This is a genomic window from Flavobacterium sp. CSZ (genome assembly GCF_015350725.1).
Lineage (GTDB): Bacteria > Bacteroidota > Bacteroidia > Flavobacteriales > Flavobacteriaceae > Flavobacterium.
This window is the reverse complement of the sequence record NZ_JADKPQ010000002.1, coordinates 84,005-108,030: the sequence shown is the minus strand read 5'-3', so window position 1 is coordinate 108,030 and position 24,026 is coordinate 84,005. Positions and strand designations below refer to the sequence as shown.

At 34.0% G+C, this 24,026-nt stretch carries 18 protein-coding genes; 6 read left to right on the top strand and 12 right to left on the bottom strand.

All coding sequences use genetic code 11. The features are described from left to right. The first annotated feature begins 99 nt into the window (after positions 1 to 99). The 5 genes from IRZ78_RS02645 to dusB all read left to right on the top strand — a co-directional run bounded on the left by IRZ78_RS02645 (position 100) and on the right by dusB (position 9,409). A complete protein-coding gene (locus tag IRZ78_RS02645) occupies positions 100 to 3,780 on the top strand; it encodes a 1-acyl-sn-glycerol-3-phosphate acyltransferase (RefSeq protein WP_194615054.1) in 3,681 nt (1,226 codons plus the stop codon). A 1-nt stretch (position 3,781) separates the two neighbouring features. Then, positions 3,782 to 5,299, top strand: coding sequence for an NAD(P)/FAD-dependent oxidoreductase (locus IRZ78_RS02640; RefSeq protein WP_194615053.1), 1,518 nt, complete (start codon positions 3,782 to 3,784; stop codon positions 5,297 to 5,299). Positions 5,300 to 5,310: 11 nt separating this feature from the next. Then, positions 5,311 to 6,978 carry a C45 family peptidase gene (locus tag IRZ78_RS02635; protein ID WP_194615052.1) on the top strand — a complete coding sequence of 556 codons (1,668 nt, stop codon included), beginning with the start codon at positions 5,311 to 5,313 and terminating at the stop codon, positions 6,976 to 6,978. Then, entirely contained in the window at positions 6,975 to 8,264 is a 1,290-nt protein-coding gene (locus IRZ78_RS02630; RefSeq protein ID WP_194615051.1) for an AMP-binding protein, read from the top strand. Before IRZ78_RS02635 ends, IRZ78_RS02630 begins: the two co-directional genes overlap by 4 nt. 152 nt (positions 8,265 to 8,416) lie before the next feature. Continuing rightward, the gene (gene dusB, locus IRZ78_RS02625; protein WP_194615050.1) at positions 8,417 to 9,409 is read left to right on the top strand and encodes a tRNA dihydrouridine synthase DusB; all 993 of its coding nucleotides are present in this window, start codon (positions 8,417 to 8,419) and stop codon (positions 9,407 to 9,409) included. 93 nt (positions 9,410 to 9,502) lie between these two features. On the opposite strand, the gene IRZ78_RS02620 is transcribed toward dusB, so the two are convergent. The 3 genes from IRZ78_RS02620 to rbfA all read right to left on the bottom strand — a co-directional run bounded on the left by IRZ78_RS02620 (position 9,503) and on the right by rbfA (position 12,696). Beyond that, complete coding sequence (locus IRZ78_RS02620) at positions 9,503 to 10,930, bottom strand: MATE family efflux transporter (protein WP_194615049.1); 1,428 nt, start codon at positions 10,928 to 10,930, stop codon at positions 9,503 to 9,505. 172 nt (positions 10,931 to 11,102) lie between these two features. After that, positions 11,103 to 12,302, bottom strand: coding sequence for an FtsX-like permease family protein (locus tag IRZ78_RS02615; protein WP_194615048.1), 1,200 nt, complete (start codon positions 12,300 to 12,302; stop codon positions 11,103 to 11,105). 1 nt (position 12,303) lies between these two features. Next, a complete protein-coding gene (gene rbfA, locus IRZ78_RS02610; RefSeq protein WP_041519807.1) occupies positions 12,304 to 12,696 on the bottom strand; it encodes a 30S ribosome-binding factor RbfA in 393 nt (130 codons plus the stop codon). Between the two features lie 239 nt (positions 12,697 to 12,935). Between rbfA and IRZ78_RS02605 the strand changes: the two genes are divergently transcribed. Next, positions 12,936 to 13,355, top strand: a complete 420-nt coding sequence (locus IRZ78_RS02605) for a CBS domain-containing protein (protein ID WP_194615047.1) — start codon at positions 12,936 to 12,938, stop codon at positions 13,353 to 13,355. 49 nt (positions 13,356 to 13,404) lie between these two features. Here IRZ78_RS02605 and IRZ78_RS02600 read toward each other — a convergent pair whose 3' ends face one another. From IRZ78_RS02600 to atpA, 9 genes are all read right to left on the bottom strand, one after another. Continuing rightward, a complete protein-coding gene (locus tag IRZ78_RS02600) occupies positions 13,405 to 14,688 on the bottom strand; it encodes a peptidoglycan DD-metalloendopeptidase family protein (protein ID WP_194615046.1) in 1,284 nt (427 codons plus the stop codon). A gap of 23 nt (positions 14,689 to 14,711) precedes the next feature. Further along, the gene (locus IRZ78_RS02595; protein ID WP_194615045.1) at positions 14,712 to 15,494 is read right to left on the bottom strand and encodes a DUF4292 domain-containing protein; all 783 of its coding nucleotides are present in this window, start codon (positions 15,492 to 15,494) and stop codon (positions 14,712 to 14,714) included. Between the two features lie 14 nt (positions 15,495 to 15,508). Beyond that, on the bottom strand, positions 15,509 to 16,861 hold the full coding sequence (locus IRZ78_RS02590; protein ID WP_194615044.1) for a tetratricopeptide repeat protein: 1,353 nt from the start codon (positions 16,859 to 16,861) through the stop codon (positions 15,509 to 15,511). 168 nt (positions 16,862 to 17,029) lie between these two features. After that, complete coding sequence (locus IRZ78_RS02585; RefSeq protein WP_194615043.1) at positions 17,030 to 18,046, bottom strand: sugar phosphate nucleotidyltransferase; 1,017 nt, start codon at positions 18,044 to 18,046, stop codon at positions 17,030 to 17,032. A gap of 275 nt (positions 18,047 to 18,321) precedes the next feature. Then, complete coding sequence (dut, locus tag IRZ78_RS02580; RefSeq protein WP_194615042.1) at positions 18,322 to 18,756, bottom strand: dUTP diphosphatase; 435 nt, start codon at positions 18,754 to 18,756, stop codon at positions 18,322 to 18,324. A gap of 49 nt (positions 18,757 to 18,805) precedes the next feature. After that, complete coding sequence (locus tag IRZ78_RS02575) at positions 18,806 to 20,266, bottom strand: oligosaccharide flippase family protein (RefSeq protein ID WP_194615041.1); 1,461 nt, start codon at positions 20,264 to 20,266, stop codon at positions 18,806 to 18,808. A gap of 93 nt (positions 20,267 to 20,359) precedes the next feature. After that, positions 20,360 to 20,806, bottom strand: a complete 447-nt coding sequence (locus IRZ78_RS02570) for a GNAT family N-acetyltransferase (RefSeq protein WP_194615040.1) — start codon at positions 20,804 to 20,806, stop codon at positions 20,360 to 20,362. 667 nt (positions 20,807 to 21,473) lie between these two features. Next, positions 21,474 to 22,334, bottom strand: coding sequence for an ATP synthase F1 subunit gamma (atpG, locus tag IRZ78_RS02565; protein WP_078006589.1), 861 nt, complete (start codon positions 22,332 to 22,334; stop codon positions 21,474 to 21,476). Between the two features lie 89 nt (positions 22,335 to 22,423). Then, complete coding sequence (gene atpA, locus IRZ78_RS02560) at positions 22,424 to 24,001, bottom strand: F0F1 ATP synthase subunit alpha (protein ID WP_053472983.1); 1,578 nt, start codon at positions 23,999 to 24,001, stop codon at positions 22,424 to 22,426. Positions 24,002 to 24,026: the final 25 nt, after the last annotated feature.

Below are 24,026 nucleotides of genomic sequence, written 5' to 3'. Positions count from 1 at the left end.
TTCGTGAAATTCGTGGCGAACTGACACAGAACTTAAAATCAATTTAATCCCTTTATTCCGATAGCTATCGGGAGTGGCAAAAAAAAATAATAAATAATTATGCATCAATACTTCTACGTCATTCACTTATTTATAAACCGACAAAAAACTTTATCGGTTGCTTTGGCTATTTTGATGCTTTTTGGTTTTGGATTCTTTGCCTCTCAAATAAAGTTTGAAGAAGATATTACAAAGCTTATCCCAACAAATGATAAGGCTGATGTTACGGCAAAAGTGTTGAAACAACTCAACTTTGCTGATAAAATCACGGTTATTTTCAAACTTGATAAAAACGGAACTGAAGACGATTTAAAAGAAATGGCAACTGCTTTTTCTGATAGTATTGCCAAATCGTGCAAACCATATGTAACCGGAATTCAGGGAAAAATTGACGAAGAAAACATTCAGGAAACGATAGATTTTGTTTACAATAATTTACCGCTTTTCCTGGAGAATAAAGATTATGCTGCCATTCAGAACAAACTTCAAAAAGATAGTATTGCCGCAACGGTTCAGGGAAATTACAAATCGATCATTTCTCCATCCGGATTTGTAACTAAGGATTTTATACTGCAAGATCCCCTTGGGATTTCGTTTATTGCTCTGAAAAAATTACAGCAACTGAATATTGGTGACGATTTCACCCTCAACAATGGTTTTGTAATGACCAAAGACAAAAAGAAATTGTTGCTTTTTATAACGTCAAATCTTCCTTCGAGCGAAACGGAAAAGAATACCATTTTTGCCGAAAAACTAAAATCGATTCAGGAGAATCTAAACCAGAAATTCAAAAGCAAAACTTCGATAACTTATTTTGGTTCGGCTTTGATTGCGGTTGCCAATGCCAATCAAATCAAAAGCGATATTATCCTAACCACAACAATCGCAATGATCACGCTGATGCTGATCTTGATTTTGTTTTATCGAAAAGTATTGATTCCGTTAATTATTTTTCTTCCAACGGTTTTTGGCGCTTTGTTCGCCGTGGCTTTTTTATATTTTGTAAAAGAACAAATTTCAGCCATTTCTCTTGGGATTGGCTCAATCTTACTAGGAATCACAATCGATTATTCGATACATATTCTCACACATTACAAACATAACAGCGACGTAAAAACGCTGTACAAAGACATTACAATGCCCGTAATTATGAGCAGCTCAACTACGGCTGTCGCTTTTTTATGTTTGCTTTTTGTAAAATCTGATGCTTTAAATGACTTAGGCATTTTTGCTGCCGTGATTGTTATGGTAACGGGTATTTTCTCTCTTTTGATTGTGCCGCATTTGTATAAACCGAAAAAAAATAATTTTGAACATAAGAAAAATGTCATCGATAAACTGGCACATTTCTCTTTTCATAACAATAAATATTTGATTGGTTTTTGCGTTTTAATCACCATTATTTGCTGCTTTACTTATAATAACGTTGGCTTCAATAATGATTTATCGCAATTGAATTTTGTTCCAAAAGAAATCAAAGCCGCCGAAAAAGATCTGGAAGAAAGCACGAGCTTAACCTCCAAAACCATTTATGTGGCTTCGTACGGAAAAAGCATGGAAGAAGTTTTGCAAAACAACTCTCAACTTTTTGCCGATTTATCGAAGGAAAAACAAACCAACAAAATATTGAATTTCAGTTCGGTTGGCGGAATTATGCTTTCGCAAAAAGAGCAACAACAAAAAATCGATAAATGGAATTCGTTTTGGGATGCTAATAAAAAACAACTTTTAGCATCTGAATTGATTGCTGAAGGTGCAAAACTAGGTTTCAAACCCACAACATATTCTGCCTTTTTTGATCATTTAAATTTTACTTTCAAACCCATTTCAGCTTCAGAATATCTGAAAATTCAGGCTTTGCAACTCAAAGAATTTATAACCGAAAAAAATGGATTCTTCACGATTTCTACTTTAGTAAAAGTAACGCCTGAGCAGCGAGATGCTTTTGTAAAATCGGCTTCCACCAAAAATAATCTGATTGCGATTGATCGTCAGCAAATGAATGAAACATTCTTCAGTACTTTAAAAACCGATTTTAATTCGCTGGTTAATTATTCGTTTGTTGCTGTAATCCTGATTTTGTTTTTCTTTTTCCGCAGAGTCGAATTGGTCATCGTAAGCTGTATTCCAATTGCTTTAACCGGAATTGTAACGGCAGGAATTATGGGAATCTTTGGCATCCAGATGAACATTTTCAGCATGATTGTTTGTACGCTGATTTTTGGTCATGGTGTCGATTTTAGTATTTTCATGACAAGCGCACTTCAAAAAGAATATACCAACGGAAAAAACGAAATCGCGATTTACAGAACTTCCATAATTCTGGCGGTTATCACAACTATTTTAGGAATTGGTGCCATGATTTTTGCACGTCACCCAGCGTTGAGATCCATTTCTTCTGTTTCTTTAATTGGGGTTTTTGCGGCACTAATCATAACGTTTATCTTCTACCCGATTCTCTTTAAATTATTCATATCCAATCGTGCAAAAAAAGGAAATCCACCTTTTGTATTGCGCACTTTTATACATGGTATTATTTCGTTTACCTATTACGGATTAGGCGGTATTTTGATGTCAATTTTCAGTATCACCATCATGCCGATTCTTCCAATAAAGGAAAAAACAAAAATGAAAGGTTTCCGATATGTGATTTCAAAATTCATGAATTCCGTATTGTATTCCAATCCGTTTTTGCATAAAAAAGTCATTAATAAGTTTAATGAAAATTTCGAAAAACCAGCCATCATTATTGCTAATCATTCTTCGTTTATTGATATTCTGGCAATGGGAATGCTGAGTCCTAAAATTATATTTCTGGTAAACGACTGGGTTTACAACTCTCCTATTTTTGGCGGAACGGTTAGAAAAGCAGGTTTTTATCGGGTTTCAGAAGGTATCGAAGGCGGCGTTGAACATTTGCGCCAAAAAGTAAACGAAGGATATTCGTTAATGATTTTCCCTGAAGGAACGCGTTCAGAAAGCAATCAGATCAACCGTTTTCATAAAGGTGCTTTTTATCTTGCCGAAGAATTTAATCTGGACATTGTTCCTGTTTTAATTCACGGGGCTTCAGAAGCAATCCCAAAAGGCGATTTTGTCATTCATCATAGTTATCTGACCCTTTCAATTTTAGAAAGAATTGCGCCTGATAATCTTTCTTTCGGGAAAAATTACGCCGAAAGAACGAAACTATTAAGCGCTTATTTTAAAATTGAATTCCAGAAAATTCGTCAGGAATTAGAAGGTCCGGATTATTTCAAAAAAATGGTAATTCATAGTTATGATTACAAAGAAATTGAAGTAACAAACAGTGTCAAAAACGATTTTAAACATAATTTAGAAACCTATTATCGTCTTAACAAGCATGTTTCGGCGAAAGCCAAAATACTGCACTTAGCCAATGATTACGGACAATTAGACGTTTTATTGACTTTGCAGGAACCACAACGAAAAGTAATTTCTTTTATTTCTGACGAAGAAAAACTAGCAGTTGCTAAAACGAATTATTTCCTTAAAAAAAGAAAAATCTCTTATGTGGATGATCTCGAATTGACTTTAGAAAATCAATACGATGCTCTTTTAATTTCTGATGAAAATTATAAAGAGGATCTCGGGAAAATCATTTCTACAACTTCTTGTGTTATTTTAATCAATAGTTCAGGTTTAAAAAACACTTTAATTAACTTTGGTTTTCAATCTGTCTCAGAAGAAAATTCTATAATCGTATTAAAGAAAAATTAGCATGAAAGAGCAATACGATGTAGTAATTGTAGGCAGCGGTTTAGGCGGATTGGTCTCGGCCATTATTCTGGCAAAAGAAGGCTACAGCGTTTGTGTGCTCGAAAAAAACAATCAATACGGCGGAAACCTGCAAACTTTTGTGCGCGATAAAACCATTTTTGATACCGGAATTCACTACATAGGAGGTCTTGAAGAAGGGCAAAATTTATATAAATATTTTAAATATCTGGGTATCATGGATCATCTCAATTTGAAAAAATTAGATGAAAATGGTTTTGACATTATCTCTTTTGAAGATGATGAAAACGAATATCCGCATGCGCAGGGTTACGACAATTTTGCCAATCAATTAGTCACTTTTTTTCCTGATGAAAAAGCAAACATTGAGGAATATTGTAAAAAAATAAAAGCAATTTGTGAATGTTTTCCTCTTTATAATTTAGAATGGGAAGGCAAATACGACAACGAAATTTTAGGGCTTAACGCCAAAGAAACAATCGAGGGATGTACACAAAATGAAAAGCTAAAAGCCGTTTTATCCGGTTCTAATTTTTTGTATGCGGGTATTGCTGACAAATCGCCTTTTTATGTCCATGCGCTTTCTGTAAACTCTTATATTCAAAGTTCGTGGCGCTGTATCAATGGCGGAAGTCAGATTACAAAACAGCTTTTGAAACAGCTTAAAAAACACGGTGGTGAGTTTTATAAATACAAAGAAGTTATTCGATTTAATGTCGAAAACAAAAAAGTAACTTCGGTAGATATGAAAGACGGAACTCAGGTTTCAGGTTCTTATTTCATCTCGAACATAGAACCCAAAACAACATTAAAACTGGCGGGCGAAGAAAACTTTAGAAAATCATTTTACAGCAGGGTTCAAAGTCTCGAAGGCGTTATTTCGGCATTCAGTTTATATATCGTTTTTAAACCGGAAACTTTTAAATACATCAATCACAATCATTATCATTTCAAGAAAAGTTCCGAAGTGTGGACCGCTCATGATTATGACGAAAATTCCTGGCCAAAAGCTTTTATGGCTTCTATGAATGCCTCAAAAAAACAGGAAGAATGGGCCGAAGGAATGACCTTTATCACTTACATGAAATATGACGATGTTGCACCCTGGAGGAATACTTTCAATACTACAGTTGATGAAAATGATCGCGGAGAAAGCTATGAAGAATTTAAATTCAGAAAAGCAGCTAAATTTTTAGATGAAATCGAGATAAAATTCCCCGGAATTAGAGATTGCATTCAATCTGTTCATACTTCTACCCCGCTTTCTTATCGGGATTATATAGGTGGAGACAACGGAAATATGTACGGTTATGTTAAAGATTCGAATAATCCGATGAAAACCCTGATTCCGTCAAAAACTAGGCTGGATAATTTATATCTTACGGGCCAAAGTATTAATATGCATGGTGTTCTTGGTGTAACAATTGGCGCCGTTGTAACCTGTTCAGAAATTCTTGGCAAAGAATATTTAGTAACTAAAATCAATAAAGCATCTGAATAAAATGTAGGGATATGAAAAGCCGGATTAATTTATTTTTTTTCGTTGGTTTTTTATTGGTGTTAGCCTCCTGCGGAACATCAAAATCCATGCATCATCTTCCTGAAACTTCTCAATATAATGCTGCAAAACCAATTGTAACAAAACAATCTGACAGCATTTTTGTTTCAGGAAAAAATTCACTTTTAAAAAATAAACAAGGCCTTTGGGAACTTTATGTTGAAGGCGATCCTCTTGAAATTGGCCTTAACACCGGAGCTTTATCAGATTCTCTTTTAAAAAATCAGGAACATATATTCTTCTCCAAAATAAAGGATATTGTTCCGTCAAAATTTCAACAACGACTTCTTCGAAATTTTCTAAAATGGTACAACAGGAAATTATACCTGAATGTTCCTGAAGAATATCAAACCGAAATTTTTGGTGTTTCGCAATACACATCGCATGATTTTGACAACATTGCACCACAATTTCAGCGGAGTTTGTATTTGCATGCCGCGCACGATATTGGGCATGCTTTGCAGGATTTGGCTTTGGTGGGTTGTTCCTCTTTTGCTGCCTGGGGCGAAAAATCTGAGGATGGAAATTTAATCCTTGGACGTAATTTTGATTTTTATGTGAATGACGCTTTCGCGGAAAATAAAATCGTCGCGTTTATAAACCCGAAAGAAGGTCAACAGTTTATGATGGTTACCTGGCCCGGAATGGTTGGTGCGGTTTCCGGAATGAATGCGCAAGGTTTGACGGTTACTATCAATGCCTCGAAATCTAAAATACCATTGATTGCTAAAACACCAATTTCTATTCTAACGCGTGAAATTTTACAACATGCCAAGAATATTGAAGAAGCCATTGCGATTGCCAAAAAAAGAGAAGTTTTTGTTTCAGAATCTATTATGGTTGGAAGTGCGCAAGATAACAAAGCGATTTTGATCGAAGTTTCGCCTAAAAAGATGGACGTTTACGAAGTCCCAAATAGTGATCAGTTGTTTTGTTCGAACCATTTTCAGGGAGAAGATTTAAAAAACGAAAAACGAAATCAGTTGCAAATTGCCAACAGCCATTCTGAATATCGTTTTGAAAGAATGCAGGAACTTTTTGCAGAAAATCCTAAAATTAATCCCAAAATTGCCTCTGAAATTCTTAGAAATAAAGACGGTTTAAAAAATATCCCTTTGGGTTATGGCAACGAAAAAGCATTGAATCAGTTGATGGCACATCACGGAATAATCTTTAAACCAAAAGAAAAACTGGTTTGGGTTTCGGCAAATCCGTATCAGTTAGGTGAATTTGTTTGTTATAATTTAGATTCTATTTTTAAAGAAAGAAAAAGAAGCCCGATTGTTTCATTTCAACAGAAAAATTTAGACATTCCAAAAGATCCTTTTCTGGAAACTATTCAATATAAAAAGTATCAAAAATTTAGAACTGAAGATGATAAAATAGATTTATATCTGAAAAATAAAGAAGTTATTAGCGCTGAATTTATTCAGCAATATCAATCCTTAAACCCTGATTATTGGGTTGTGTATTACAAAGCAGGGTTGTACTTTTATCAAAAAAAAGAATACAAGCTTTCTCAGGCCAATTTTGAAAAAGCGTTAACCAAAGAAATTACAACAGTTCCTGACAAAACAGTAATTGAAAAGTATTTAAAAAAAATCAAAAGAAAATTACAATGATTCCATTAATAGAAAAAGATTCTTTAGAAGAAATTAAAAATTTTCAAGAGCAAAAATTAGTCGAACTTTTAGAATATATCAGTCAAAATTCTCCTTTTTACAAACGCCTTTTTGCGGGTCAAAACATTGATATTTCGAAAATTAAAACACTCGAAGATTTACAATATTTGCCTGTTACCACAAAAGAAAATTTACAGGAATACAACGATGATTTTTTATGTGTTCCTCAAAATAAAATCATCGATTATGCTTCGACTTCAGGAACTTTAGGCGATCCTGTAACTTTTGGTTTAACCGATTCTGACTTAGACAGATTGGCTTATAACGAAGCAATTTCATTCGCCTGCGCCGGAATTGCAGAAGGTGATGTGGTACAATTGATGACGACAATCGACAGAAAATTTATGGCCGGTCTGGCTTATTTTCTGGGATTACGAAAACTAAAAGTGGGTGTTATTCGCGTTGGAGCCGGAATCCCGGAATTGCAATGGGATTCTATTTTAAAATACAAACCTTCTTATCTAATTACGGTTCCTTCGTTTTTATTAAAGTTAATTGAATACGCAGAAGCTCACGGAATTGATTATAATAATTCGAGCATAAAAGGTGCTATTTGCATTGGAGAATCACTAAGAAATCAGGATTTTTCGATGAATATTTTATCCAATAAAATCACTGAAAAATGGAATATTAAGTTGTTCTCTACTTATGCGTCTACAGAAATGAGCACTGCTTTTACAGAATGTGAGCATGGTGTTGGAGGTCATCACCATCCGGAATTGATTATTGTTGAAGTGCTGGATGAAAATAATATTCCTGTAAAAGACGGAGAAATTGGCGAACTTACTTTTACCACCTTAGGGATTGAAGCCATGCCTTTATTGCGTTTTAAAACCGGAGATATTGTTCAGTTACACAACAGTCCTTGTGCCTGCGGAAGAAACACATTGCGTGTTGGTCCGGTTGTGGGCCGTAAAAAACAAATGATAAAATACAAAGGAACAACGCTTTATCCGCCAGCGATGAATGATGTTTTGAGTGGTTTCGACAATATCGAAAATCATATTATTGAGATCTCTACCAACGATTTAGGAACAGATGAAATCCTGATAAAAATTGCTGTAAAAAATCAATCTGCTGAATTTTTACAGGAAATAAAAGATCACTTTAGAGCAAAATTAAGGGTTACACCAAAGATTGAATTCGCCTCAAAAGAAACTTTGAACCCTTTAGTTTTTAACCCAATGAGTCGAAAACCAATTCGATTTTTTGATTACAGAGTTTAGAAAAAAAGGTGCAAAGTTGCAAAGGTTCAGAGGTACAAAGGCTCTTAATCAACGTTATAAAAAAACCTTTGTCCCTTTGTTACTTTGAGCCTTTGTACCTCGAATTGTGCCAATTCGACTAAAAAGTTGTAATTTTGCACAAAATATTGAAGATGGTCAAGATTGGCAACATAGAATTACCCGAATTTCCTTTATTACTCGCACCAATGGAAGATGTTAGTGATCCGCCGTTTCGCAGATTATGCAAAACGCACGGCGCTGACATGATGTATTCTGAATTTATTTCGTCTGAAGGATTGATTCGTGATGCTATCAAAAGCAGAATGAAGCTGGATATTTTTGATTACGAACGTCCGGTTGGAATTCAAATTTTTGGTGGTGATGAGGAAGCAATGGCGCTTTCGTCTAAAATTGTTTCTACGGTAAAACCTGATTTAGTTGACATTAATTTTGGATGTCCGGTAAAAAAAGTAGTTTGTAAAGGTGCCGGAGCAGGAGTTTTGAAAGATGTCGATTTGATGGTTCGTTTGACCAAAGCGGTTATCAGAAGTACCGATTTGCCTGTAACGGTAAAAACTCGTTTGGGCTGGGATGATAACTCGATCAATATTGATGAAGTTGCTGAAAGACTCCAGGATATTGGTGTTCAGGCTTTAACGATTCATGCCAGAACACGTGCACAAATGTACAAAGGTCATTCTGACTGGTCGCACATTGCCCGCGTAAAAAACAACCCCAGAATTACAATGCCTATTTTTGGAAACGGCGATATCGACAATCCGGAAAAAGCATTAAAATATAAAAACGAATACGGCATTGACGGAATCATGATTGGTCGTGCTGCGATTGGTTATCCGTGGATTTTTAACGAAATCAAGCACTATTTTAAAACCGGAGAACACTTAGCTGCCCCAACGGTTATTGATCGTGTAGAAGCGGCAAGAAACCACTTAATGTGGTCAATGGAATGGAAAGGCGAACGCCTTGGAATTGTTGAAATGCGTCGTCATTATACCAACTATTTTAAAGGAATTCATTCTTTTAAAGAATACAAACAAAAACTGGTTACTACTGATGAACCTGAAGCTTTGTTCGCTATTATGAAAGAAATCGAGCAGGTTTATGCTGGATATGAGTTTGTTTAGACAATAATATAATCTTTGTCAAAGTTTAAAACTTTGACAAAGACCTGATATAAAAAAAGACCTTCACAATTTGAAGGTCTTTTTTTGTATAAACTATACTTGAATACGTTTCCATTTCCCTCTCTTATAAAAGAAAATACTCGCCAATGTTATTGCAGTTTCTGCAACCGGAATTGCGATAAAAACTCCTGTTGGTCCCATATTAAAATGTTTGGCCAATACATAGGCTAACGGAATTTGGAACAACCAAAAACCAAAGAAATTAATTCCGGTTGGTGTCCAGGTATCTCCTGCCCCATTGAATGTGTTGATCAAAACCATTCCGATTCCGTAAAAGATAAATCCGATACTCATAATCTGTAAGGCTTCGACGGCTATTGTTTTTACCAATTCATCATTGGTAAAAAACGAAATAATGTATTTACCAAAACACAATACAATTACCATAATGGTCGCCATAAAAATGACATTGTATCTCGCGGTTGTATAAACTGATTTTTCGGCACGATCGATTTGTTTTGCTCCTAAGTTTTGTCCCACCAAAGTAGCTGCGGCATTACTTAATCCCCAAGCCGGAAGAATAAAAAACATCATAATTCTAAGCGCAGTCTGATATCCAGCCGATCCGTGATCTCCACCTGTTGTTGCAACCAATTGCGCCAGAAAAATCCAGCTGCAAGAAGCAATAACGAATTGTAAAACTCCCGGAGCAGCAATTTTTACTAATGCTTTTATCTGATGAAAATCCGGAATGAAATAAGAAAGTTTAATTTTTAAAGCTCCATTGCCAAAAAACAAATGAAATACCTGATACAATACTCCAATACTTCTTCCTAAAGTGGTGGCGATTGCTGCACCGGTTAAGCCAAAAGCAGGAATTGGACCGAAACCGTTAATTAGTATCGGACATAAAACAATATTTAAAATATTGGCTAACCAAAGACTTTTCATGGCAATTGCTGCGTTACCTGCTCCGCGAAATATTCCGTTAATTAAGAATAAAAGCATTATACATAAACTTCCGCCAATCATAATTTGCGTAAAAATGTAACCATGTTCTGCTGCTTCCTGAGAGGCACCCATTAACATCAGAATTTTTTTGGCATAAATAACTCCAAAAAGACTAATGATGCAATTGATCACAAAAGCAATAATAATAGCCTGCATCCCTGCTTTTGCCGCGGCAACAGGATCTTTTTCACCAATACGTCGTGCTACAACTGCTGTGGCAGCCATACTCATACCTATTGCAACTGAATATATAATAGCAAGTACAGATTCTGTTAAACCAACCGTTTGAATGGCAAAACTACTGTGCTCTAAATGTCCAACGAAATATAAATCGACCAAGGCAAAAACAGATTCCATCATCATTTCTAAAACCATCGGGATGGCTAATAGAATAACGGCTTTTTTGATGCTTCCTACGGTATAATCAAAAGATTCGTCTCCTTTGATTGCTTGTTTTAAAGTGGTGAAAATCTTAGAAAATAAACTTTTCTGTATTGTTGTTTCTGTCATGATAAGTTAGGATAAATGATAATATTAGTCCAGAATCAATGATCTGAACTGAAGAAAAATAAACGTAAGTATCCTAATTATTCAAGAAAATAAAATAGGATTAGGCAGAAACAATCATAAATTGTAGTTTTTTAAGAGGATAAATATAAGTAATATTTTTTAGTGAGAAATACTAATCCAATAACTTTTTGCTTACACGGCTGCTAGCAATTAAAGAAGCCACAAAACCAAGTGATACAATTGTTCCCATCACTATAAGTACGTTTTCAAGATTGAAAACTACCGGATATGCCAGGGTTGGCGTGATCATAATAAGTTCGTATCGTTGTTGTAACAATACTAGAATGATACCGAGAACAAGGCCAATTATACCTCCAAAAACGCTTAACAAAGTTCCCTGAAGCAGGAATATTTTCCGTAAACTATTGATTTCTGTTCCAAGATTAAAAAGGGTTTTAAGATTTCCTTTCTTTTCTAAAATCATCATGATCAATGCTCCCACTAAATTGAAAAGTGCCACAATAATCACCAAAGTAAAAATCAGGTAAACCACTATGTTTTCTGTATTCAGCATTTTATACAAGGACTCATTAAGTTGTGCCCTGTTTTTTATTGTAATTTTATTATTGAAAATAGCATTCAGTTTAGTACTAATAGCGATTTCATTTGCTCCATCTTTCAGATTAAATTCGATTCCTGAAATTTGATTCGGCTTGTACATTAATAATTCCTGCGCTAAGCCCAAATCTGCAAAAACATATTTTGAATCTAAATCTTCACTGATCGAATAAATCCCAACTGGTAAAACATCTGTTTTATTAAATGCTTCTTCGGGATTTTCGATTGCTCCTTTTCCCGGTTTTGGCGCAAATATTTGCAAAGGGTTTTCGAAATCAAGAATTCCCATCGAGAAATCCTGAGCTATTCCGTAGCCAATAACAACCTGATAAGTGTCCGGTTTGAGCCAATCTCCGTTAAAGAGTTTTTTTTTGATATCGTTAACTACGGGATAGTTTCGATCGACACCTTTTAGATAAGTAACCTGCTGTTTGTCTTTAAACAAAAACAAAACACGTTCTTCGATAATTTTAGTATACAAAACAACGCCGTCAATCTTTTTAATTTGATTTTCCTGATCGGGTGTAATCAAAAACGATTTTCCGTAAGTACTGGTAATTTTTAGATCGGGATCTATTTCGTTTGTAAACGAAAGACTAAAAACCTTTAATCCGCTAAAAACAGATAAAACCACAAACAAAGCCATTGTGCCAACAATAATTCCCATGCTGGCAATGCGATTAATAATATTGATAGCATTGTTTTTGCTTCTGCTAAAAATATAACGTTTGGCTATGTAAAGGGGGAAATTCAATTTATGATTTTCTTCTTTTTTCTAAAAGATCACGATTTTCGATTGGGTTTTCTCTGTTTGATAATGCGTTATCAATTTTTTCGATATAATCAAGAGAGTCATCGATAAAGAATACCAGATTTGGTACACGACGCAATTGTAAACGAACACGTTGTGATAAATCGTGCTTAATTAGAGTTGAGTTTGATTTTATACCTTCTAAAGTTTCTTTGGCTTTGTCCTGAGGAAAAATGCTTAAATACACTGTTGCTACAGATAAATCTGAAGTAACACTAACTTTGGATACCGAAATTACCAAATTAGTAATTCCGTTTTTTCTCACTTCACCTTGCAAAATATCAACCAGATCTTTCTGGATGACACCGCCGATTTTTTTCTGTCTATTTGTTTCCATAGTGCAAAAATACTATTTTAAATTTCAATCGATACAATTTCAAATGAACAATAGAATGATTTTTATCTTCTAATGTGGTTTATCCTTTATAAAGTTACAATTTCGATCGTCAATTTCAAGAAAAACATAAAAACTGAGGTCTTTAAAATTAAACTAAACGATATCTCATAGCTGATAAAAATCATATTATTTATGAGAAAAATGAGACATATTTGATATAACCTTAAAACATATCAATTATGAAAAAAAGAGAACCAATTAGTCATATCATGACTAAAAGCGTCGTAACGGTAAACGAAAATGACGGACTTAGAAAAGTAGTTGAAAAGCTAAAAAAACATAACATTCGCCACATCCCAATTGTGAGGGGCAAAGATGTCGTTGGAATTATTAGCCGAACTGATATTAACAGATTAACTTTTGGCGCTTTGTTCGAAGCGCAGGAAGGTGCTGATGAGGCCATTCTGGATATGTTGACCATTGCTCAGGTCATGACATCAAAACCAAAAACAATATCATCTGATACTATTATAAAAGATTCGGCACAAATTTTTGTGAACGAAGAATTTCACGCTCTTCCGGTAGTGAATAACGGAGAACTAAAAGGTATCGTTACTACAACCGATATTTTAAAGTACTTTTTAGAACAATATGATTAACCAAAAAACCAACCCACAAAAAAGGGAGCTAATTTAGCTCCCTTTTTTATTATCTATTTTGCAACCATCCCTCAGGATTGTTATTTGATGTATTTTGAATAATTAAAAACTTAATAATTGTTTTTCCAGTGTCTCCACTTGTTCTTACTTTTCCAAGTACTTGTTTCACTTTTACTTTGTCACCTTGCTCAACAGATACCGAACTTAGGTTTTGATATACTGTAAAGTAATCTCCATGCTGAATAAAAACAGCTCTGTTTACAGGAGACAAGGCTATAACTTTTGATACTACTCCTTCAAATACAGCACGTGCACTTGCTCCTTGTTCTGTAGTAATCTCTACTCCGGAATTATGAACCGTAAGTGTTGGATATAGTGGATGCGGCTGATCTCCGTAACCAAGAGATATAAATCCTTTCTCTACAGGCCAAGGCAGTTTCCCTCTGTTGGCTTTAAAATCGGCAGCTAAAATTTTCCCTTCCGGTGTTAATGTAATTCTATCTGATGAATAACTTTTAGGGGATGACGCTTCTGCTTTCTCTGCTTCGCTGGCTTTACCTTCTGCGATTCTTTTACGTCTTTCTTCTTCGGCTCTTTTATTTGCTAATCTAATTTGTTCACGGATAAGCTCCTTAATTTTAGCGTCGATTTTTCTCGATTCCTGTTGTTTCGCTTTTGTATCGGCAATAATTTTACTCTTATCTTTTTTAATTGAGTTAACTAATTTTTGCTGTTCCTGCTTTTCAACTTCTAAGCTCTGTTTCTCTTTTTGATTTTCTGCAATAATTTTTTTCTTAACCTGTCTTTGTCCATCCAATTTAGCATTGTAATCAACTAATTGAGCGGTTTTTGATTGAATTTCTAAACCTTGATTCTTTCTGAAATTCGTATATTGTTTTAAATATTGTGCTCTTTTATAAGCTTGTAAAAAGCTTTCTGATGATAAAATAAACATGGCCCGGCTTTGCTCAGATCTGCTTTTATATGATTTCAGAATCATTTTTGCATAATCTGCTTTTAATACCTCAAGTTCTTTTTTTAATTTATTAACCTTAACCTGGTTAATATACATATCGTTACTTAAAAGTTTTTCTTGTTTTGCTGTAGTATTTATCAGTTTCTCTTTCAGCTTAATTTTATTCGCCTGAATCAAAAAAACATTTACTGCTGATTTTTCTTTTTTCTTTACAGACTGCAACATTTTTTCATTGTCTCTAATTTCCTGTTGAATCTGAGCTTTACGCTGTTCAAGTTTTTCTTGTTGCGAATCATCTTGCGCCCACATAAATGTAGTGGCACATATAAAAATTAGGCTTAGGAGAAATTTTGGCATGTTTATATTTTCTTTTTGCAAATTTACTTAATTATAACTTTTTTATAACCACTTGGTACGCTATATGGAAAAGAAAGTTCTTCATTAAATGAAATATTATTGTAATTCAAATTAATATTAGTTTTCCCTTTTGGCTGAATTGCATTAATTTCAATACTCGTTGGAAGTGTTCCCTGATTAAAAACTTTGCTGTCACCATAAGAAATTTGTAACATTCTGTTTTCCGTAGGCTGCGAAATCTCTTCTTTTTGCAATAAATATTTATCTGCATCCAGGTAGAAAGATTTTTTTATGTTAGCCTCTTTTAGATCTTCTAACTTAAAAAGGTTGTCTACAATGGTCTGGGTATATTTTCCTTTTCTTAAATCGTCAAGTGCTTCTCCAACTAATAAATTCTGCACTTTGCTGTAATCTAATTCAGTTCCTAACCATTTACTTAAACTGGTAAAATCACCCTCGTAATAGGTGCTGTTTATTTTTTCGTAATAACTTACTGTAGTTGGCGTTATTAAAGCTTTTGCCATTGTAATTCCCAGAAAACGAACACTTACTAAGATCTGTTTGTCTTTTTCGATTCTAATATCGGCTGTAACATTTTGACTTTGTTTTTCGTCAGCATATCTCGCGCTGGCTTTTATGTATAAAGTAGAAAAATCTAACTTATTGTCATAATGTTTCTCAACTGCTTTCTTATCTTCTTTTGTAATAACTTCAGTGTTGCCGTTATTATTTTGTACCGCAACTGCCTTTGATTTACAAGAAACCATAAAAGCGGTCACTAATACTAGTGCTATATATTTTTTCATCTGAATTTAGTCTTTTACTTTTTTTTCTTTAATAATTCATTTGCCTTCAAAAAGTATTCCTCTTTTTTCTTAGCATCTCCTAAACCATTGTATGCCTCTCCTAACTGAATATTAAAATTTGCTTCGAGCGTTTTATCATCAACTACATAATCGAGTCCCATTTCTAAAACGGTTTTTGCGTTTTTAAATTGTTGTAACTGATTGTTTCCTAAGCCGGCATAATAATAAAATTGTGGCTGACTAGGATATACGTCGATCATATTCATCGCTCTTTTTGTCATTGGTTCAAATTGTTTTGCTTGTGTGTAAGCTTCAAGCAACAGCAAATTAGTTTCACGATCTGTATCTGAATTTGATTTTAAATCTTTCTCATAATACTTAATCGCATTCTCAAACTGACCTTTGCTATGATAAAATTTCCCTACTTCTTTTGCAACATCAATTTCTTTATCATTATCGAAATAAGCAATGGCTTTCTCTAAATCAGGAGCATATAGTGGATTTTTATTCACATAGATCAAAAATTCATTTAAAGTACGATGCTTAATTTTTGAATCAATTTTTGGACTTGATAAAATTACATTCATCGCCTTAATGGCTTTATCTGCCTGGTTTCCGTCTATATAAACTTTAAACAAGCTCACTTGTGCCCACTCTGATGTTGGAACTTCTTTTGCTAATTGTTTCGCAACTTCTAAAGCTTTGTCTGTTTCTTCTGCTTTTGAATATAAAAAAATCAGGTTGATATAATTCGCTTCTTCTTTTGGATTCTTTTTTATCTGATCAATCAGATTTGTGATTTCGGCATTTTGATATTTTCCCTGAGATAAAATCTGCATTTTATAACGGTCGCGATCTTCTGATTTTCCGAATTTATCGTTCATTTCATTGATCGTTACAAGTGCTTTGTCAAACTGATTTGTAATCATATAAAGTGAAATCAAATCATCTTTATATTCTTCATCAAAAGCAATTATTTTCTGAATCGTTTCAATTGCCAAAGGATAGTTCTTAGTTTCATAACTTACATCGTAAATTCCTAACCAGTACCATTTGTTTTTTGGATCTAATTGTGTTGCTTTTTCAAACGAATCCTGCGCGTTTCTATAATCTTTTAAAGACAGGTAATTTTTTCCTAATTCAAAATATGCTACTGCATCATTAGGTTTTAGCTTAACGCATTTATCCAGCGATGCTATTGCTTTATCATAATTTTCAATTCCTTTTTGTTTTAATGATTCATAAAAAGCATCCTGATATTCATCTGTTGCCATAGCAATATCTTCCGGTTCTGTTTGTGCCATAACCGAAATTGGATTGCCAAGCAAAACGAAAAATAAAATAACTATAACTCCTTTTTGTATCATCTTTACAATTTAATTTTTAAACAAAAATGAATCTTTTTGAGCCTACCGAATACAAATACTATAAATTAATCTTCAACACGAATTTCACTAATTTGCACAAACTTTAATAGCTTAATTTAGTTTGTGAAATTCTTGTTGGTTTTGTACTTGTGTTCTTTAAACTTATATTTATTCTAAAACCGAATAATCACCAATGCTAATACTTGTAAACTTACCATCATAAACAACGTGATTTCCTATCATAGCATTGTCTAAGTTAGCGTTTTTTATTTGAGAATAAGTTTGAACCAAACTATTTTTGATCGAACTATCGATAACGTGACATCCTTTTCCTATTGAAACATTTGGTCCTACTGTTGCATTTTTCAACACTACATTTTCACCAATATAACAAGGAGGGATAATGGTTGCATTTTCTAACTTAACATCATAATCTACAAGATGTTCTCCGTCATTGTGCAAGAATCCTAACATTCTGGAATTAGTTTCAACCGTAACATCTTTATTTCCACAATCCATCCATTCGTCAACGCTTCCGGTTTTAAAAACTTTACCGTTAGCCATCATGGCTTTAATCCCGTCGTTGATTTGGTATTCTCCACCATTCTGGATATTGTTATCCAAAACTCCCTGAAGTTCTTTTTTCAAATCGCCAACTTCTTTAAAATAATAGATTCCGATAACGGCTAAGTCGCTTACGAATTCCTTTGGTTTTTCAACTAATTCTATAATTTCGTTATTCTGATTCAGTTTTACAACACCAAAAGCTTCCGGCTGATCTACTTGTTTTACCCAAATTACAGCATCAGCAGCAGGATCTAATTCAAAATCTGCTCTAATCAAAGTATCCGCGTAAGCGATAACTGCAGGACCGGACAAAGATTCTTTTGCACACATAATGGCATGACCTGTTCCTAATGGTAAATCCTGACGATAGATCGAAGCTTTTGCTCCTAAACTTCCAGCCAATTCTTCTAAACTTGCTACAAGATCATCTCCAAAAAAAGCAGGATCTCCTAAAATAAAAGCAACTTCTTCGATAGGTTCTTTTAATATTTTAGCAATGTCTTCGACTAAACGATGAACGATAGATTTTCCTGCAACAGGAATTAATGGTTTTGGAACAGTTAAAGTATGTGGTCTAAGTCTAGATCCTCGACCTGCCATTGGAACGATTATTTTCATTTTGTCTTTTTATTTTATTCGAAGATTTAAAAAATCCTCTTAGTTTGGTTATTTATTTTGTTTTGTTGCAAAGTATAGAAACTGATAACCTTGACTGCAACAGAAAACTATTTAACCGCAAAGTTCGCAATCCCGATAGCTATCGGGATACGCAAAGTTCGCTAGGTTTATTCATTTCATTTTTAAGGTCGCAAAGAACTGAAACTGATAACTGCGACTGAAAACTATTTTAACCGCAAAGTACAGAAACTGATTACTGTGACTGCGACTGAAAACTATTTAACTCCAGTACTTCCAAAACCGCCTTCGCCTCTTGATGTTTCAGAAAGTTCTGCAACTTCAATCCATTCTGCTCTTTCGTGTTTGGCAATAATTAATTGTGCAATTCGTTCTCCGTTTTCGATTACGAATTCTTCATTTGATAAATTTACTAAAATTACACCTATTTCTCCTCTATAATCGGCATCGACTGTTCCCGGAGAATTTAAAACTGTAACTCCTTTTTTGGCTGCTAATCCGCTTCTTGGTCGAACCTGTGCTTCGTAACCTATTGGTAATTCAATAAAAAGTCCTGTTTTTACAATGGTTCTTTCTAAAGGTTTTAATGTTATAGAGTCTGTTAAATTCGCACGTAAATCCATTCCTGCCGAAGCAATTGTTTCGTAGTTTGGTAAAGCGTGTTGTGATTTATTGATAATTTGTATTTTCATTTTTTATTTTAAAACATTAAAATCAAATTGAGTTTATTAAAACTCAATTCTATTTTTTACTCATAATTCCTTTGATGGTTTCTTTTTCATTGTGATACACAAAATACATGAATCCTAATAATAACGGAATTCCAACGAAATAATTTTCTCTAAATCCGTAAAAAGAAATAGCCGAAAATACAATTGAAATTCCCAGGTAAGCTCCAATTTTGTTCATATCATAAGGTATAGGATAATATTTGTTTCCTAATACATAAGAAATCAACATCATACTTCCGTAAGCCGAAATCGTTGCAATTGCTGAACCGTAGTAACTGTATTTTGGAATTAAAAAATAATTTAAAACCAATGTTACAATCGCCCCAACAATCGAGATATATGCTCCTATTTTTGTTTTATCGGTCAGTTTATACCAGACTGATAAGTTGTTGTAAATTCCTAAAAAGAAGTTTGCCAGAATAATTAGCGGTACCACTTTCATTGCTTCCCAATATGATTTATTGTCCAGTAAAAGATACTTTAAAACATCGGCAAAAACAATCACTCCTAATAAAATTAACGAACCCAGAATAACAAAATATTTTGTAATTACGGCGTAAGTTTGAGGTGCATTGGCATTTTTTGAATGACTAAAAAAGAAAGGTTCAATACCTAATCTAAAAGCCGTTGCAAACAAAACCATAAACAAACCTAATTTGTAACAAGCTGAATAGGCTCCAACTTCTGATTTTGCTAAATTTTCAGGTAGTAGATATCCTAATAGAATTTTATCGAAATGTTCGTTAACAGCAAATGCCAGTCCGGCAACCAAAATTGGTAAACCGTATTTCATCATTTTTTTCCAAAGGATTGGATCGAATTTTCTTCCCAATGAAAGATAATTTGGCGAAAGCACAATAAATGTAGCTAAACTTGCCAGTAGATTTGCAATGAAAATATAGGCAATCTGGAAATTCTCTACATATAAATTATCCCAAACTGAGTTAGGATTTGCTGCAGCAAGCTTAGGCAAGTACATTAAAAAGAATATATTCAGTAATAAATTGATTACTACGTTTCCTATTTTAATTGCTGCATAAACCATTGGTCTCTGATTGGCTCTAAGTTTAGAAAATGGTATTAAAACCAAAGCATCTAAAACTAAAATCCAAACGGTATATGTAATATATTGTACATCAACTTCGGCAAGACTTGCCAAGGTATTTCTAAAAATTAAAGCGGCAAATAAGAAAATAATCGAGGACCAAAATATTGATATTGTCGATGTTGCGATTACATTTTTCTTATCATCCTCGGCACTATAGAATCTAAAAAATGCGGTTTCCATTCCGTACGAAAGAACCACATTAAAGAACACCATCCATGACAAAACGATCGAAACCTCGCCATATTCTGCAGTTGGTAAAATACCAGTGTACAATCTTACCAATAAAAAACTTAGCATTCTTGGTAAGACCGTTGCTAGTCCGTAAATAGCAGTTTGTTTGAACAGATTTTTATATAATCCCAAAATAATTTATAATAAAGTTTGTAAAACAAAAATAACCAATTCTTTTGTTTATTACTGATTTTGTAGGTTCAATAAAAAAATTGGTGTGTAATTTTATTGTGTTAGTTTTTTTTCGTCTAATATTTTAACGAAATGAAAACCTTTTGGTCCATAACCTTGGTTGTAGTAAAAGCGGTGAGCGGCGAAATTTCCGGTAAAAGCGTCTAAAACTATAGAACTACAATCCAGCTCTAAAGCCTTTTTTTCGATATAATCTGTTAATAATTTTCCTATTCCTTTAGAACGATGATCAGGATTTACAACAAAATTATCTATCTCGAGATATTTACCCGTCCACAATTTAGTAGCCGACCAACAACCTGTAATTCCAAGACAGTTATCTCCCTCAAAAACCGCGATCTGAATATAATTATGAGGCACCATTTCAGAAAGGTAAGCCTGATATTTTTCAATCGATAAATTAGGATAAAGAAATCGAATAGTTGCTATTTGGTCAACCATTGCTTCTCTGGTAGTAAGCTCTTTTACTTGTAATTTCATTGTAATAAAAATAGACATCAAAAATACTCAATTTTTTCAATTACAATTCTATTTTAACCTCGTGTGTGAAATTTATAATAAAGCCCAAAAATTATATAAATTTTTACAAGTACTTCTATACTAACTTTGTATCAAAGGGAATGAGCAAAGCTAAAATACAACCCTTTAAAAAAAAGCAAAGCATTGGGACTAATAAAGCTAGTTTGTTCCCACAAAAGACAAAGCAAAAGGGAGTGATTCTGCTGAAATGTAACCCTCAAAAAAACAGAGCATTGGGACTAATAAAGCTAGTTTGTTCCCATAAAAGACAAAGCAAGGGATTGATTCTGCTGAAATGTAACCCTCAAAAAAAACAGAGCATTGGGACTAATAAAGCTAGTTTGTTCCCATAAAAGACAAAGCAAAGGGAGTGATTCTGCTGATATGTAACCCTCAAAAAAACAGAGCATTGGGACTGATAAAGCTAGTTTGTTCCCATGAAAGACAAAGCACTACAGAGGTCATAAATCTGTCAATAATTTTATAAAATGGTAATTGATTCTCGGTTTTTGATTGAATTGAGAATCACCATTTTATAAGTTTAAAAATTAGAAAAACTAAAACTACTATATAAAGAAAAAGACCCGACAATTACTTGTCGGGTCTTTTTTTGTATGTCCTGAACAAATTATCCGTTCAAAGCTTCTGCTCCACCAACGATCTCAAGGATCTCATTGGTAATAGATGCCTGACGTGCTTTATTGTAAGTCAATTTCAATTGGTTTCTTAATTCAGTTGCGTTGTCAGTTGCTTTGTGCATTGCTGTCATACGCGCTCCGTGTTCTGAAGCAAATGAATCACGAATACCTTTGTATAATTGTGTTTTTAATGATTTAGGAATCAATGTCAACACAATTTCTTCTTTTGAAGGTTCAAAAATATAATCTCCTGTAGAAACCGGTACATCAGATTTAATTGGCGCTAACGGTAAAAATTGTTCTGTTTGAACGATTTGTGTAGCAGCATTTTTAAACTGATTGTAAATCAATTCGATTCTGTCGTATTCTCCAGATAAAAATTTCTGAGTTAAGTTATCAGCAATTCCGGCAACATTTTCAAAAGTTAAATGATCGAAAATTGCATTATGGTGACCGTGAACTTTATGAGATTTACTTAATACATCATTTCCTTTTTTACCAATAGGAAAAACATCAACTTGTTTTCCGGCATAAAAAGCAGAACGATTTTTAACCTCTTTTATAATATTTGAATTGAATGCACCACATAAACCTCTGTTTGAAGTTATAGCTACAAGCAATACTTTTTTTACTTCACGTTGTGTTGTATAATCTCCTCCAACTTCACCGTCCAGTGTAGCAGAAAGGTTTTGCAACAACTCCGTTAATTTCTCGGCATAAGGGCGCATTGCAGTGATTGCATCTTGTGCTTTCTTAAGCTTTGCAGCAGAAACCATTTTCATTGCCGATGTAATTTGCATCGTCGATGAAACGGAAGTAATTCTATTACGGATTTCCTTTAAATTTGCCATCTATTAATTAGAAAATGTGACAATTTGAAAATTAGATAATTAGAAGAGCGTTAAACCCTTTCTAATTATCTAATCAACCAATTATCTTATTAGTTATATTTTGCTGAAATTTCTTTTGCTGCTTTTTCGATAACATCAGTAATGTTGTCATCTAATTTACCAGCTTTCAAAGCGTTAAGCGTATCTTTATGTTTACTGTTTAAGTAAGCTAAGAAATCAGCTTCAAACTCTTTTACTTTATTTACAGGAACGTTTCTTAATAAGTTTTTAGAACCAGCGTAAATAATAGCTACTTGATTTTCTACAGTATAAGGATCATTTAAACCTTGTTTCAAGATCTCAACGTTTCTTTTACCTTTTTCAATTACGTTTAAAGTAACTGAATCCAAGTCAGAACCAAATTTAGCGAAAGCTTCTAATTCACGGAATTGAGCCTGGTCTAATTTTAAAGTTCCTGAAACTTTTTTCATTGATTTAATCTGAGCATTACCTCCAACACGAGATACAGAGATACCTACGTTAATCGCAGGACGAACTCCAGAGTTGAACAAATCTCCATCAAGGAAAATCTGACCATCTGTAATCGAAATTACGTTTGTTGGGATATATGCAGAAACGTCACCAGCCTGAGTTTCGATAATTGGCAATGCAGTTAATGAACCACCACCTTTTACGATAGACTTGATAGAATCTGGTAAATCGTTCATGTTTTTAGCAATTCCGTCATCAGCAATTACTTTACAAGCACGCTCTAATAAACGAGAGTGTAAGTAGAAAACGTCTCCAGGATATGCCTCACGTCCCGGTGGTCTTCTTAATAAAAGAGAAACCTCACGATAAGCAACAGCTTGTTTAGATAAATCATCATACACAATAAGTGCAGGACGACCTGAATCTCTAAAGTACTCTCCAATTGCAGCACCTGCGAAAGGAGCATAAACTTGCATTGGAGCCGGATCAGAAGCATTAGCTGCAACAATAACTGTATAAGCCATTGCACCTTTTTCTTCTAACATTTTAGCGATTCCTGCTACAGTTGAAGCTTTTTGCCCAATTGCAACATATATACAGAATACAGGTTTTCCTGCATCGTAAAATTCTTTTTGATTTAAGATCGTATCGATACAAACAGTTGATTTACCTGTTTGACGGTCACCAATTACAAGCTCACGTTGTCCACGACCAACCGGGATCATAGCATCTACTGCTTTTACTCCTGTTTGTAATGGCTCAGTTACTGGCTGACGGAAGATAACACCAGGTGCTTTTCTTTCTAAAGGCATTTCGTATAAGTCTCCACCAATTGGTCCTTTTCCATCAATTGGAAAACCAAGAGTGTTTACTACACGTCCTACCATTTGCTCACCTACTTTAAGAGATGCAATACGTTGTGTTCTTTTTGCTGTTGATCCTTCTTTGATTCCAGTTGATGGTCCTAAAAGTACCACACCAACATTGTCTTCTTCAAGGTTCAATACAATAGCTTCAAGTCCGTTGTCAAATTCAACTAACTCACCATATTGTACATTCGATAGCCCGTAAATACGAGCAATACCGTCTCCAACTTGAAGTACTGTTCCTACTTCTTCTAGCGTAGCACCAGATTCAAAACCTTCTACTTGCTTTCTTAATATTGCTGAAATTTCAGCAGGTTTGATTTCCGCCATCTTAATTTATAATTTAGACACTTTT